The sequence below is a fragment of the Arthrobacter agilis genome (assembly GCF_030816075.1).
GTDB lineage: Bacteria > Actinomycetota > Actinomycetes > Actinomycetales > Micrococcaceae > Arthrobacter_D > Arthrobacter_D agilis_E.
Genome location: NZ_JAUSXO010000001.1, coordinates 1,891,172 through 1,905,325 on the forward strand (window position 1 = coordinate 1,891,172; position 14,154 = coordinate 1,905,325).

Consider the following 14,154-nt stretch of genomic DNA (forward strand, 5'->3'; position numbering starts at 1 on the left):
AGCTCAGACCAGGCGCGTCAGCCAGCCGTGCGTGTCCTCCACGACACCGCTCTGGATGCCCAGCAGCTGGCTCCGGATGGACATGGTGACGTCGCCCGGGGCGGAATCGGGGGCTCCGATGTACTCGTCGCCGTCGCGCAGGCGGCCGATCGGGGTGATGACGGCCGCGGTGCCGCACGCGAACACCTCGGTGATGTCGCCGGACGCGATGCCGTCCCGCCACTCGTCGAGGGTGATCTTGCGCTCGACGACGTTCAGCCCGCGGTCGCGGCCGAGCTGGATGATCGAGGACCGCGTGACGCCTTCGAGGATGGTCCCCGAGAGGGACGGGGTCACGAGCGACCCGTCGCGGAAGACGAAGAAGACGTTCATGCCGCCGAGTTCCTCGACCGCGTTGTCGTTGGCCTGGTCGAGGAAGAGCACCTGCTTGCAGCCGTGGGCCTCCGCCTCCAGCTGCGCGGCGAGGGACGAGGCGTAGTTGCCGCCGGCCTTCGCCGCACCCGTGCCGCCGCGCCCTGCCCGCGCGTAGTTGCGGGAGACCCAGATGTCGACGGGCCTGACCGCTCCGCCGAAGTAGTTGCCCGCCGGGGAGGCGATCACGCGGTAGGACACCTCGCGCGCGGGCCGCACGCCGAGGAACGCCTCGGTGGCGATCATGAAGGGCCGGATGTAGAGGCTCGCGCCGTCGCCGGACGGGATCCAGTCCTGGTCCGCGGCGACGAGCTGGCGCAGCGACTCGAGGAACAGCTCCTCGGGCAGCTGGGGCAGGGCCAGGCGGATCGCGGACCGGTTCAGGCGGGCCGCGTTCGCGTCGGCGCGGAACGTCCACACGGACCCGTCGGCGTGGCGGTAGGCCTTCATGCCCTCGAAGATCTCCTGGCCGTAGTGCAGGACGGCGGCCGCGGGATCGAGCGCGATGGGCCCGTAGGGCTCCAGGCGTGCGCTGTGCCAGCCACCGACGCCGGACTCGTCGACGCTGAAGTCGATGATCGCCGTGTGGTCGGTGAAGAAGTTGCCGAAGCCGGGATCGGCCAGTACCGCCTCCCGCTCCTCCGCCGGGGTGCGCCGGGTCGACAGGTGCTGGGTGAACTGGGTCTCGGTGGCTGTCATGGTTCCTCCGCGCTGGAACGGACTGCACGCGCGGCGCGGCCGCCGTCGTCCGTCGGTGGTCAGTGCTCCGGCACTGGGTTAATGATGTGTAACCACCTTAGGACACGGCAGCGGCGATGGCATCGCCGACGGCCGTCGTGGTGCGCGTTCCCGTGCGGGAGGCGATGTCCGCCTCGACGGCCTGCTCGATCCGGGCGGCATGCCCGTCGAGGCCCAGGTGCCGGAGCAGGAGCGCGGCCGAGAGGATCGCGGCCGTGGGGTCCGCGATCTGCCGGCCGGCGATGTCGGGGGCCGAACCGTGAACGGGCTCGAACATGGACGGTGCGCTGCGGTCCATGTTCAGGTTCGCGGACGCGGCGAGCCCGATGCCCCCCGAGACCGCTGCGGCGAGATCGGTCACGATGTCGCCGAACAGGTTGTCGGTCACGATCACGTCGAAGCGCGAGGGGTCGGTGACGAGGAAGATCATCGCGGCGTCGACGTGCAGGTAGTCGTGCTCCACCTCGGGGAACTCGAACGCGACGGCCTCCACGATGCGCTTCCACAGGTGGCCGGCGTAGACGAGGACGTTGTGCTTGTGCACGAGGGTCAGTTTCCCGCGCCGCCCTGCGGCCCGGCGGAAGGCGTCGCGGACCACGCGCTCCACACCGTGGGCCGTGTTGAGCGACACCTCGGTGGCGACCTCGTGCTCCGTGCCGCCCCGCAGCGTCCCTCCGTTGCCCGTGTAGGGACCCTCGGTCCCCTCGCGGACGACCACGAAATCGACGACGCCGGGGTCCGCGAGCGGGCTGGGCACGCCCGCGTACAGCCGGGTGGGGCGCAGGTTCACGTAGTGGTCCAGCGAGAAGCGGAGCTTCAGCAGGAACTCGCGTTCGATGAGTCCCGACGGGACGAGGGTGTCGCCGGGCGCGGCACCCACGGCCCCGAACAGGATGGCGTCGTGCGTCCGCAGTGCCGCGAGCGTCGCATCGGACAGCGTCTCGCCCGTGGCGAGCCAGTGCTCGGCGCCGAGTTCGTACTCGGTCAGTGCGACCTCCACGTCCGTGCCGACCGCCGCGAGCAGCACCTTGACGGCCTCGGTGGTCACTTCGGGGCCGATCCCGTCGCCCGGGATGACGGCGAGGTCGATACGGCGGGGTGCGTCTGTCGGTGCGTCGGTCATGGTTCCAGCGTAGGAAGGCGCCCGGTCCGGCAACAATCCGTCCGCAGGCTGAGACGGCTCCACCCTGGGTCGGATGTGCGACGGCGGCGCCCCCCCTAGAGTTGGTTGCCATGGACATCCACCTGCGGCTCGCGCGCTGGGTACGCGCACACCCGGGGACGATCGACGCCTGCCTCGCCCTGGCGATCCTCGTCTTCCTGGTCCTGCCCTTCGCCGGGGCCAGCGGCTACGGCGGCCTCGTCGCGGTGTCCGTGGCCCTGCTGGTCCCCCTCGTCTGGCGCCGGTCGCACGTGATCCTCTCGGCCGGGATCATCGCCGGCATCTCGGTCCTGCAGATCGTCCTCGGGGTGGAGCCGGCTCCGGCGCAGTTCGTCGTCCTGATCACCCTCTACACCCTGGCCGCCTACGCTCCGCGGTGGGCGAGCCTCGGCGGCCTCGCGCTCGCCCTCGTCGGCTCGGCCGCGGGTCTCGTGCGGTTCGGTGACCTGATCGGCCTGGGCGGCACAGCGTTCGTGCTGGCCTCGGTGCCGGTGTACGTCATCGTGCTCTTCTTCGTGGAGTCGCTCGTGCTCCTCGCGTGGACGATGGGTGATCTGGCCCGCGCGCGCCGCCGGACCTACCAGGCGCTGGAGGACAGGACGCGCCGCCTGGAGGTGGAGCGGCAGCAGGAGCGCGACCTCGCGGCCGCGGACGAACGCAGCCACATCGCGCGGGAGATGCACGACATCGTGGCGCACTCCCTCTCGGTGATCATCACGCAGGCCGACGGCGCACGCTACGCGAGCGCCCAGGCACCGGAACTGGCCGTGCGCACGCTCGGCACCATCGCCGACACCGGCCGGGGCTCGCTGCGGGAGATGCGGCGGCTGCTCGGGGTGCTGCGCGGCGACGAGACCGCCTCCACCCGCCCGCTGCCCACCCTGGACGACGTGGATGCCCTCATCCAGTCGGTGCGGCACTCGGGCGTGCGGGTCGCGTGCAGGCGCATCGGGACGCCGCGCAAGGAGCTCCCGCTCGGAGCGGAACTGACCGCCTACCGGGTGGTGCAGGAGTCCCTCACCAACGTGCTCAAGCACGCGGGGGCGCACACCACCGCCGAGGTGACCCTGGAGTACGGGGCGCGCGGGCTGACCATCACGGTCGACGACGACGGGCGTGGCGCCGCCCCCGACCCCGCCACGGCGGGCGCGGGTCAGGGCATCACCGGGATGACCGAACGCGTCCGCCTGTACGACGGCACGGTGTCGGCCGCCCCGCGGACGGGCGGCGGCTACCGGGTGGGGGCGTTCATCCCCTACACCCAGTCCTAGGCTCAGGGCGGCAGGGAGGCACACCAGATGCAGGACGCGCCGCGAGGCGACCGGGTCCCGGCAGCACGCCGGGCGAGATCAGGAGAACAGGACCACCGTGGACAGCACGACCAGCACGACCAGCACCGCCGACACGACCGGCGCCCGCCACACCGGCGCGGTCCCCGATACCGCGATCCGGGTCGCGATCGTGGACGACCAGCACCTGGTGCGCAGTGGCTTCGCCATGCTCATCGATTCCCAGCCCGACCTCCGCGTGGTCAGTGAGGCGGCCAACGGCGAGGAGGCGGTGCGGGCCCTGGCCACCACGCGTGCCGACGTCGTGCTGATGGATGTGCGCATGCCCGGCATGGACGGGATCGAGGCGACGCGCCGCATCCTCGCCGGATCGAACGGGGCCGTCGGGGCCGCCGACGCCGGTCCGCGGATCGTGGTGCTGACGACGTTCGACCTCGACGAGTACGCGCTGTCCGCGATCCACGCGGGCGCGAGCGGCTTCCTGCTGAAGGACGCCCCGCCCGAGGAGCTGCTGGAGGCGATCCGGACGGTGCACCGGGGCGACGCCGTGATCGCACCCTCGACCACCCGGCGCCTGCTGGACCATGTGGCGCCGCTGCTGCGCCGGCCCTCCCCCGCGCAGGACGCCCAGACCGACGCCGTGGCGCGCCTGACCCCGCGCGAGCGCGAGGTGTTCGAACTCATCGCGCAGGGACTGTCCAATCCCGAGATCGCCGTGCAGCTGTTCCTCTCCGAGGCGACCGTGAAGACGCACGTGGGGCACATCCTCGCGAAGCTCGAGGCACGCGACCGCGTCCAGGCCGTCGTGCTGGCCTACGCGACGGGCGTCGTCCGGCCCTGACGCGCCGGCCGGACAGGTCGTAGGCCTCGCAGCTCCTGCTCATCCCCCGGTATGAGATGCACCTGCTGAAAACCCGGCCCGTACGCCGATCCGCAGGCCGGCCGTCCTCCATAGCGTGGGAGCATGACAACTTCCACGAATCTTCCCGCCGGCGTGCCCGGCGCCCTCGCCGTGTCCGCCACCCCGGAGGGCGGCGCCGTCGCCGCCCGCGGAGTGTCCAAGAGCTACGGCCGCGGCGAGACCGCCGTGCACGCCATCCGCGACGTCTCCCTCGACTTCGCCCGGGAACACTTCACAGCGATCATGGGGCCCTCCGGCTCCGGCAAGTCGACCCTCATGCACTGCCTGGCCGGGCTGGACAGCGTCGACTCCGGCCGCCTCTGGATCGGCGGGACCGACATCACCGGCCTTCCCGACGCCGAGCTCACGCGCCTGCGCCGGGAGCGGGTCGGCTTCGTCTTCCAGGCCTTCAACCTCGTGCCGACCCTCACGGCGGAGCAGAACATCACGCTGCCGGTCGCGCTGGCGGGCGGCACGGTGGACGTCGACTGGCTCCAGCAGATCTCCTCCACCCTGGGCCTCTCCGACCGGCTGTCCCACCGCCCCCACGAGCTCTCCGGCGGGCAGCAGCAGCGGGTCGCCGTCGCACGTGCCCTGCTCACCCGGCCGGACGTGATCTTCGGGGACGAACCCACCGGCAACCTGGACTCCGCGACGGGCGCCGAAGTGCTGTCCCTGCTCCGGCGCAGCTGCCGCGAGATGGGCCAGAGCATCATCATGGTGACGCACGATCCCGTCGCGGCGTCCTACGCCGACCGCGTGGTCCTGATGAAGGACGGCGAGCTCGTCGGCGAGCTCGAGCAGTCCACGCCCGACGCCATCCTGGGCGCCCTCGCGCAGCTGGGGGCATGACGTGCTCCAGATAGCCCTCGCCCAGGTGCGGGTCCACGCCCGCCGCTTCCTCGCCGTCGGCCTCGCCGTGATGCTCGGGGTCGCCTTCCTCTCCGCCACCCTCATGGTCGGCGCGACCACCACCGCCAGCCTCGGCCGGAGCATCGGCGCCGGCTACGCCACGGCGGATCTCGTCGTCACCGGGCAGGACGGCTCCGACGTCCCCGCCGACGTGGTCGAGCGGCTCACGGCCGTCCCCGGCGTGGACACCGCGTACGGTCTCGAGCGGGCGTACGGCCAGCTCGCCACGGGCGCGCAGTCGTCCCTCGCCGTCTTCACCACCACCGCTCCGACCGACCTGGAGAACGCGGAGGTGATCCGCGGCTCCTACCCGGGCGCGCCGGACGAGGTGGCGCTCGACGAGAAGTCGGCCGAGCGCCTGGGCGTCGTGCCCGGCGACACCGTAGCGCTCGGCGACGGTGGCGCGGCGACCCCCGGGGCACTCGGCGGTGCCCTGACCGTGACCGGACTCGTCACGCCCAGCGCCGATCCCAGCCTCTCCGGTGCGGTGCAGGTCCTCGCGTCCGCGTCGGTGGTCCGCGAGCTGACCGGCGGTGATCCCGCCATCCGCAACATCCAGCTCGCCCTGGCCCCCGGGGCCGACGCCGCAGCCGTCCTGGGAGCCGTCACGGCGGTCCTGGAGGCACCGTCCACGGGTGCGGCCGACACCGGGGAGGCCACCGACCTCTCCGTCCGTACGGCCTCCGAGCAGACCCTTGCCGACGTCGCGCAGCTCTCGAACGGCAATGACGCGCTCACGGGGATCCTGCTCGCCTTCGCCGCCGTGGCCGTCCTCGTCGCAGGGCTCGTCATCGCGAACACGTTCTCCGTCCTCGTGGCGCAGCGGACGCGGGAACTCGCCCTGCTGCGCTGCATCGGGGCCGAGCGGCGCCAGATCCGCGCGTCGGTGCTCGTCGAGGCCACCATCGTCGGGTTCACCGGCTCCGTGGTCGGCGTGCTGCTCGCCGTGGGCGTGATGGCCGGCCTCGTGGGCCTCGCCCGCGGCACCGACTTCGGCTCCTTCGCCGTCCTGGCCGTCCCGCCGTCCGCCGTCCTCACGGGGGTCGCCGTGGGCCTGCTGATGACGCTCCTCGCCGCCCTCGTCCCGGCGCGCGCCGCCACGCGCGTGGCGCCGCTGGCCGCGCTGCGTCCCACCGATCCGGTCCTGGCAGCGAGCAGGAGCGGACGGGTCCGGCTCGCCGTCGGGCTCGCGGCGCTCCTCCTCGGCGTCGCGCTCCTGGTGCTCGGCGCCTTCTCCGTCGCGATCGGCCCGGCCGTGCTGGGCGGAGCCGTCTCCTTCCTCGGCGTCGTGCTCCTCGCGCCGTTCTTCATCCCGGCGAGCGTCGCGGCGGCCGGGCGGCTCGCCCGTCCCCTCGGCGTCCCGGGGACCCTCGCGTCGGTCAACGCCGTCCGGAACCCCGCTCGCACCACGGCGTCGTCCGCGGCCCTGCTCGTCGGCGTGACGCTCGTGACCATGATGATGGTGGGCGCCCAGACCGCGCGCACGTCCTTCGACCGCGAGCTCGACCAGAACTACGCCGTGGATCTCGAGGTGAGGGTGCCCGGCTCCTCCTCCGGGACCGGGGGGCAGGCGTCCCGCGTCGACGTCCCCGCCCTCCAGCAGATCGACGGCGTGCAGACCGCCGTGAAGCTCACCCCGGTGCTGCTGACCGGCGCCGCGGACGGCGGGCAGCTCGTGTACTCGGCGGACGCGGACGACATCGCCGGCGTGCTCCGCTCCGACGGGGTCCTGCAGGACGGCATGGTCCTCGCACCCCAGACCTGGGAGCAGTCCGAGGTGACACTCGACGGCGGCGACGGCCCCGCCACCCTGCCCGTCACCGCCACGGACGCCGTGTTCTTCCAGCCCCTGATCACCCAGGCCACGGCGGAACAGCTCGGCGGCACCCCGCCGGGGGCGCTGGAGGCCTACCTGGGCGAACCGGTGGCCGCCGATCCGGCAACCGCACCGGCGGCCGACGCCGAGGCCTTCGCCACCGCCGTCGGCTCCACCTACTGGCTGAAGCTCACCGACGGGCTGGACGCGGAGGGCGTCGCGGAGGTGCAGTCGCGGATCGTGGCCGCCACGGGTGTCTCGGAGTACAGCGTCATGGGTCCCGCCCTCGAACGCGTGGCCTACAACGAGATCATCGACGTGATGCTGCTGATCGTCACGGCCCTGCTCGCCGTGGCGGTGCTCATCGCGCTCATCGGGGTCGCGAACACCCTGTCCCTCTCCGTCCTGGAACGGCGCCGGGAGAACTCGCTGCTGCGCGCCCTCGGCCTCACCAGGGCCCAGCTGCGCGGGATGCTCGCCGTCGAGGCCGTGCTGATCGCCGGCGTGGCGGCCCTGCTCGGGTCCGGGCTCGGCATCCTCTACGGCTGGCTCGGCGCGCAGTCCGCGCTCGGCGGCATCGCCCCCGTCAGCCCCGCGGTGCCCGTGGGCCAGATCGGCGCCGTCCTCCTGGTGGCCGTCGCCGCCGGGCTCCTGGCCTCCGTGCTGCCGGCCCGCCGGGCGGCGCGCCTCTCCCCGGTGGCCGGGCTCGCCGCCGACTGAGGACGGGGCGCACCGCGCCCTTCCCGGGCCGCGGTGCGCCGGCCGCCGGCAGCGCGGGTCCACCGGGTCGCAAGAGCCGGTGGACCCGCCGTGCCGCTATCCCTGCCGAACTGCGCTGCCGTAGGGTGATGGACTGGACAATCCATGGAAGGAGAAACCATGTCGCGTGCCGCGGACGGCATCCCCCTGCGCCAGCTGGACCTGGACACCCTGCTGCCCTACCTCGACGTGCACCTCGTGGGTGCCACGAACGGGGTCCGGCTGTTCAAGGCAGCGCGGGTCTCCTGGGCGGGGACCCCCCATGAAGAGGACTTCGAGCGCCTGCGGCAGGAGATCAACGAGGAGCGCGCCTTCCTCAAGCGGCTGATCAGGTCGCTCGGGCACCGGCCCGGCGTCGTCAAGATGGCGGCTGCCCGGGCGATGTCCGTGGTGGCCGAACTCGATCCCCTGAACCCGATGCGCCGCAGGGCGACCACGGGCGCGCAGCTTGAACTCGAGGCCCTGCAGTCACTGGTGCGGGGCAAGGAGTCGCTGTGGTCCACGCTCCTCGCCCTGTCGTCGGCAGCGACGGCGAGCGCGGGCGACACCGTCCTCGACCGGCCGGCCCTCGAACGGCTGCTCGAAGCATCGAGGCGGCAGCAGGACACCGTGGCGCGGATCATGCGGGAGACCGCCCCGGCGCGCTTCCTGCGCTACTGAGCGTCGGACCCGGAACGAGCACTGGCCCACGCCGGGCGCCCGCGCAGGCGGCCAGCGGAAGGCCTGCGCGGTCCCGGGACTGCTCTTCCCGTCTCCTTCCCGCCTACTCCCCCGCGGGCTCCTCGTACTTCGGGAACACCGGCGTCGGCGCCGGCAGCGGCGTCCCGGGCTCGATCCGCCGGTCCAGCGCGGCGAACACACGGCGCCCGTCGTCGTCCGCCGTCCCCTGGCCGAGGGCCGTGAGGATCCGGCCGGCCCCGGACGGCATGACGGGCTGGGCGAGGACGGCCACCACCCGCAGCACCTCGAGCGTCACGTAGAGGACCGTGTTCATGCGCTCGGGGTCCGTCTTCCGGAGGACCCACGGCTGCTGCTCGGCGAAGTACGCGTTCGTGTCGCCGAGGACGGCCCAGACGGCCTCGAGCGCCCGCGAGAACTCCTGCCGGTCGAACGCGGCACGGCAGGTATCGAGCAGGGCGTGTGCCTGATCGAGGATCTGCGTGTCCGCGAGGTCGAACTCCGCCGGCTGCGGGACGGCGCCGCCGCAGTTCTTGGCCACCATGGAGAGCGAGCGCTGCGCCAGGTTGCCGAAGTTGTTCGCGAGGTCGGCGTTCATGCGTCCCACAACGGCCTCGTGGCTGTAGGAACCGTCCGCGCCGAACGGGACCTCGCGGAGGAGGAAGAAGCGCACCTGGTCCAGGCCGTACTGGTCCACCCAGTCGGCGGGGGCCACGGTGTTGCCGAGCGACTTGGACATCTTGACGCCCTTGTTGTGCAGGAAGCCGTGGATCATGACGCGCTTCGGGACCTCGAGCCCCGCGGACAGGAGGAAGGCGGGCCAGTAGATGGCGTGGAAGCGTGAGATGTCCTTGCCGATCACGTGCACGTCCGCCGGCCAGAACGTCCGGAACCGCTCGGATCCGGTGTCGGGGAAGCCGACGCCCGTGAGGTAGTTCGTGAGCGCGTCGACCCAGACGTACATGACGTGCCGGGGATTGCCGGGGACCGGGACGCCCCAGTCGAAGGTGGTGCGGCTGATGGAGAGGTCCTCCAGGCCGCGCCGCACGAAGGAGATGACCTCGTTGAAGCGGGACTGCGGCGCACCGAACTCGGGCTGCGCCTCGTAGAGGTCCAGCAGCCTCTGCTGATAGGCCGAGAGCCGGAAGAAGTAGCTCTCCTCCTCGGTCCAGGTGACCTCCGTGTCGGTCTCCTTCGCGTACCGCACGCCGTCCTCGCGGACCTCCGTCTCGTCCTCGCCCCAGAACGCCTCGTCCCGGACGGAGTACCAGCCCGCGTACTTGTCGAGGTAGATGTCCCCGTTCGCCTCCATGCGCTTCCAGATCTCGGTCGCGGCGGCGTAGTGGTCCGCGTCCGTGGTGCGGATGAAGCGGTCGTAGGAGGTGCCCACGACATCGTTCATGTCCCGGAACGCCAGCGCGTTGCGCGTGGCGAGCTCCCGCACGGGGATGCCTTCCCGGTCCGCCGCCTGCTGCATCTTCAGGCCGTGCTCGTCCGTCCCCGTGAGGTACATGACGTCGAAACCGTCGAGGCGCTTGAAGCGCGCCATGGCGTCGACGGCGATCGTCTCGTAGGCGTGCCCGATGTGCGGCACGCCGTTCGGGTAGGAGATGGCCGTGGTGATGTAGAACGAGGGCTTTGCATCTGGGGAAGTCACCCTACGAAATTACCCCGGCGCGGCGTCAATTGCCCAAGCGGGAAGGCGCGGAGGGTTCAGGCCGCCCCGACGGCGTCGAGCCCCAGCACGGCGTGCACACCCCACGTCTGGTTCGCGATCTGCGTGACCCGCAGGTCGACGACGGAGCTCGCCAGCGCGAGCGCGGCCTTCCGCTCCAGGCCGTGGAGCTGCTGGAGCCACGTGAGCATGGCCCCGAGGGCCTCCGCCGTCGCCCGGTTCAGGTCGGCGTCGAAACCGAACGTGATGCGCGCGGTCGGCGTGAGCGCGTGGATGCTGTCCAGCGGGGCGTCCCGGACGAGGTCGACGGTGATCGTCGTCGTCATGCCGCACTCGATGGCCGTGCCGCCCACCTCGCCGTCGCCCTGGGCGGCGTGGCCGTCGCCGAGGTGCAGCAGCGCGCCGGGCACGGTGACCGGCAGGAACAGCGTGGAGCCGGCCGTGAGCTCACGGCAGTCGATATTGCCGCCGCCGGCCGCGCGGGGCGGGGTCGTCGAGTGCTCACCCGGTTCGGCGGGCGGCAGCCCGACCACCCCGAGGAACGGGGCGAGCCGGACCACGTGGCCGTACTGGTCGGTGGCCGTCCCGGCGTCCCGGTCCAGGTCCCAGAGCAGCCAGGCGGGGTCCGTGCCCTCCAGTCCGAGGAGGCGGGCGAACTCGTCGTTCCGCCGGGCCGCCGCCGTCCACCCCCAGTCGGCCGGCTCGAGGGACTCGAAGCGGACCGCCAGCACGTCGCCCGGCACGGCCCCGGCCACCTCGATCGGGCCGGTCAGCGCGTGGCCCTGCCGGTCCGGGAACCGGTAGGGCGTGACCGCTCCGGGTGTGGCCTGCCGTTCGAGGTGCCCCCTCGCGTCGAGGGACTCGACGACCACGCGGTCGCCTGGCTCGACGCGCAGGACCGGCGGGGTGTCCCGCGAGAGGACCTGCGTCGCCGTCGCCTGTTCGGCGGGGAGGTGGTGGGTGGTCCTGGGCTCGGATCCGGTGGTGGTCATCAGTCCTGCAGATCCACTTCGCGGGCCACGGTGGCGCCGATCTCGGCGCGGATCGCGTCGAGGACGTCCTGCGGCACGGAGCTGTCCACGGTGAGCAGGGACAGCGCCTGGCCGCCCTCCTTGTTGCGTGCCACCTGCATGCCGGCGATGTTGATGTCCCGTTCGCCGAGGAGCCGGCCGAGGGTCCCGATGACGCCGGGACGGTCGGCGTAGAGCAGCACCAGGAGGTGGTCGCTGATGGGGATCTCGAGGTCGTAGCCGTTGACGCCGACCAGCTTCTCCACCTGCTTCGGTCCGGTCAGCGTGCCGGCCACCGAGATCCGGCTGCCGTCGGAGAGGGCACCGCGCAGCCGGAGGACGTTGCGGTACTCCTCCGACTCCGGCGTGGTGACGAGCCGGGAGGTGACGCCGCGCTGCTCCGCGAGGACGGGCGCGTTCACGTAGGAGACCTGCTCCGAGACGACGTCGGTGAACACCCCCTTGAGCGCGGCGAGCTCGAGCGCCTTCACGTCGAGGGCGGCGATCTCACCCGCCACCTCGATGTCGATCTGCGTGAGCGAGGCATGCGTGAGCGCCGTGAAGATGCGGCCGAGCTTCTCCATGAGCGGGATGCCGGGGCGCACCGCCGGGTCGATCACGCCGCCGGCCACGTTCACGGCGTCGGGCACGAGCTCGCCGGCCAGCGCCAGGCGGACCGATTTCGCCACCGAGATCCCGGCCTTCTCCTGGGCCTCGGCGGTGGACGCCCCGAGGTGCGGGGTCACCACGACGCTGTCGTGCGCGAAGAACGGGAGGTCGGTGCTCGGTTCCGCCACGAAGACGTCCACGCCGGCTCCGGCGATCTGCCCCTGCTCGAGGGCGGCCTGCAGGGCGTCCTCGTCCACCAGTCCGCCGCGCGCCACATTGACCACGTACGCGGTGTCCTTCATGAGCGCGAAGGCGTCCGCGCCGAGCATCCCGACGGTCTCGGGTGTCTTCGGCATGTGGATCGTCACGAAGTCCGACTCGCGCAGGAGCTCCTCGAGGGAGACGAGCCGCACGTTGAGCTGGGCCGCCCGGGCCGACGTGACGTAGGGATCATAGGCGAGGATCTGCGTGCCGAAGCCCTGCAGCCGCGCCGCGACGAGCGCGCCGATGCGTCCGAGCCCGATGATGCCGACGTTCTTCTCGTACAGTTCCGTGCCCGAGTACTTCGAGCGCTTCCACTCCCCCGCCTTCAGGGCGGCGCTGGCCTGCGGGATGTTGCGCGCGAGGCTCAGGATGTGGCCGACGGTCAGTTCGGCGGCCGAGATGATGTTCGACGTCGGCGCGTTCACCACCATGACGCCGGCCTGCGTCGCGGCCTTGATATCGACGTTGTCGAGGCCCACGCCGGCGCGCGCGATGACCTTCAGCCTCGGTGCGGCCCGGATGGCCTCCTCGTCCATGCGGGTGGCCGAGCGCACCAGGACGGCGTCGACGTCGGCGAGGGCTCCGAGGAGCTGCGCGCGGTCGGCGCCGTCGGTGCTGCGGATCTCGAAATCGGGGCCGAGGGCCTCGACGGTGGCGGGTGAGAGTTCCTCGGCGAGGAGCACGACGGGTCTGGTGGTCACGGGGATTCCTTCGGGACGGGAGGGGCGGGATCGGGGGCGGAGCGGGCGGTGCCGGACAGGACCGAACGGGGCCGGTCGGGCCCGGACACACGTCCGGCAGGGCACCTGCTCGTCGTCGAGCGCCAGGCGGGTGCCCTGCCGGGAGGGGACGGCGCTAGCGCGCCACGGAACCCTCGGTGTAGTCGTCGCTCGTCTTGATCCACGAGAAGAGCTTGCGGAGCTCACGGCCCGTGCTCTCGATCGGGTGGTCCTCGCCCTTCTTGCGCAGGGCGGCGAACTCGGGTGCCCCGGCGTCCTGGTCGTCGATGAAGCGCTTCGCGAACGCACCGTTCTGGATGTCGGCGAGGACGGCCTTCATGTTCTCCTTCACCTCGGGGGTGATGACCCGGGGGCCGGAGACGTAGTCGCCGTACTCCGCGGTGTCGGAGACGCTCCAGCGCTGCTTCGCGATGCCGCCCTCGACCATGAGGTCGACAATGAGCTTGAGCTCGTGCAGCACCTCGAAGTAGGCGACCTCGGGCTTGTAGCCCGCCTCGGTCAGCGTCTCGAAGCCGTACTGGACGAGCTGCGAGGCGCCGCCGCAGAGCACGGCCTGCTCGCCGAAGAGATCCGTCTCGGTCTCCTCGGTGAAGGTGGTCTCGATGACGCCGGCGCGGGTGCCGCCGATGGCCTTCGCGTAGGACAGGGCGAGGTCGCGGGCCGTGCCCGAGGCGTCCTGCTCGACCGCGATGAGGTCGGGGACGCCACGGCCGGCCTCGAACTCTCGGCGCACGATGTGCCCGGGCCCCTTCGGCGCCACGAGGGCGACGTCGACGTCGGACGGCGGCTGGATGTAGCCGTAGCGGATGTTGAAGCCGTGCCCGAAGAACAGGGCGTCGCCGGCCTGCAGGTTGGGGGCGATGTCCTCCTTGTACACGTGCCGCTGCACCTGGTCCGGGGTGAGGACCATGATGAGGTCCGCCTCCGCGGTGGCCTCCGCCACCGAGAGCACCCGGAGGCCCTCGGCCTCGGCCTTGGCGCGCGACGCCGATCCTTCCTTCAGCCCGACGCGCACGTCGACGCCGGAGTCCCGCAGGCTGAGGGCGTGGGCGTGGCCCTGGCTGCCGTAGCCGATGACGGCCACGGTGCGGCCCTGGATGATGGACAGATCGGCGTCGTCGTCGTAGAACATCTCGGTCACGGGTGTTTCTCCTTGGGGTGGATGGTGCTGGAAAGGTTGGGTCTGGGGT

General features: G+C 72.0%; 11 protein-coding genes. 5 read left to right on the forward strand and 6 right to left on the reverse strand.

The annotated features are described in order from the left end of the window. Positions 1 to 3: 3 nt before the first annotated feature. Both QFZ50_RS08735 and QFZ50_RS08740 read right to left on the reverse strand, forming a co-directional pair. On the reverse strand, positions 4 to 1,110 hold the full coding sequence (locus tag QFZ50_RS08735) for a branched-chain amino acid aminotransferase (RefSeq protein WP_307083439.1): 1,107 nt from the start codon (positions 1,108 to 1,110) through the stop codon (positions 4 to 6). A gap of 97 nt (positions 1,111 to 1,207) precedes the next feature. Beyond that, positions 1,208 to 2,272 (reverse strand): 3-isopropylmalate dehydrogenase, encoded by a 1,065-nt coding sequence (locus QFZ50_RS08740; protein WP_307083441.1) that lies wholly within the window; start codon positions 2,270 to 2,272, stop codon positions 1,208 to 1,210. A 110-nt stretch (positions 2,273 to 2,382) separates the two neighbouring features. On the opposite strand from QFZ50_RS08740, the gene QFZ50_RS08745 reads away from it, so the two are divergent. The 5 genes from QFZ50_RS08745 to QFZ50_RS08765 all read left to right on the forward strand — a co-directional run bounded on the left by QFZ50_RS08745 (position 2,383) and on the right by QFZ50_RS08765 (position 8,648). Continuing rightward, positions 2,383 to 3,582, forward strand: a complete 1,200-nt coding sequence (locus tag QFZ50_RS08745) for a sensor histidine kinase (protein ID WP_307083443.1) — start codon at positions 2,383 to 2,385, stop codon at positions 3,580 to 3,582. Between the two features lie 175 nt (positions 3,583 to 3,757). Continuing rightward, on the forward strand, positions 3,758 to 4,441 hold the full coding sequence (locus QFZ50_RS08750; RefSeq protein ID WP_307086726.1) for a response regulator: 684 nt from the start codon (positions 3,758 to 3,760) through the stop codon (positions 4,439 to 4,441). A 123-nt stretch (positions 4,442 to 4,564) separates the two neighbouring features. Continuing rightward, positions 4,565 to 5,353, forward strand: a complete 789-nt coding sequence (locus QFZ50_RS08755; RefSeq protein WP_307083444.1) for an ABC transporter ATP-binding protein — start codon at positions 4,565 to 4,567, stop codon at positions 5,351 to 5,353. 1 nt (position 5,354) lies between these two features. After that, positions 5,355 to 7,949, forward strand: a complete 2,595-nt coding sequence (locus tag QFZ50_RS08760) for an ABC transporter permease (RefSeq protein ID WP_307083445.1) — start codon at positions 5,355 to 5,357, stop codon at positions 7,947 to 7,949. Positions 7,950 to 8,108: 159 nt separating this feature from the next. After that, a complete protein-coding gene (locus QFZ50_RS08765; protein ID WP_307083446.1) occupies positions 8,109 to 8,648 on the forward strand; it encodes a hypothetical protein in 540 nt (179 codons plus the stop codon). A 103-nt stretch (positions 8,649 to 8,751) separates the two neighbouring features. Here the strand turns inward: QFZ50_RS08765 and metG are convergent, their stop codons facing one another. The 4 genes from metG to ilvC all read right to left on the reverse strand — a co-directional run bounded on the left by metG (position 8,752) and on the right by ilvC (position 14,105). Then, on the reverse strand, positions 8,752 to 10,323 hold the full coding sequence (gene metG / locus QFZ50_RS08770; RefSeq protein WP_307083447.1) for a methionine--tRNA ligase: 1,572 nt from the start codon (positions 10,321 to 10,323) through the stop codon (positions 8,752 to 8,754). Between the two features lie 56 nt (positions 10,324 to 10,379). Then, a complete protein-coding gene (locus tag QFZ50_RS08775; RefSeq protein WP_307083448.1) occupies positions 10,380 to 11,333 on the reverse strand; it encodes an acetamidase/formamidase family protein in 954 nt (317 codons plus the stop codon). Beyond that, a complete protein-coding gene (gene serA / locus QFZ50_RS08780) occupies positions 11,333 to 12,925 on the reverse strand; it encodes a phosphoglycerate dehydrogenase (protein ID WP_307083449.1) in 1,593 nt (530 codons plus the stop codon). The genes QFZ50_RS08775 and serA overlap by 1 nt, the downstream gene beginning before the upstream one ends. A 154-nt stretch (positions 12,926 to 13,079) precedes the next feature. Further along, positions 13,080 to 14,105 carry a ketol-acid reductoisomerase gene (gene ilvC / locus QFZ50_RS08785; RefSeq protein ID WP_307083450.1) on the reverse strand — a complete coding sequence of 342 codons (1,026 nt, stop codon included), beginning with the start codon at positions 14,103 to 14,105 and terminating at the stop codon, positions 13,080 to 13,082. Between the last annotated feature and the right edge of the window lie 49 nt (positions 14,106 to 14,154).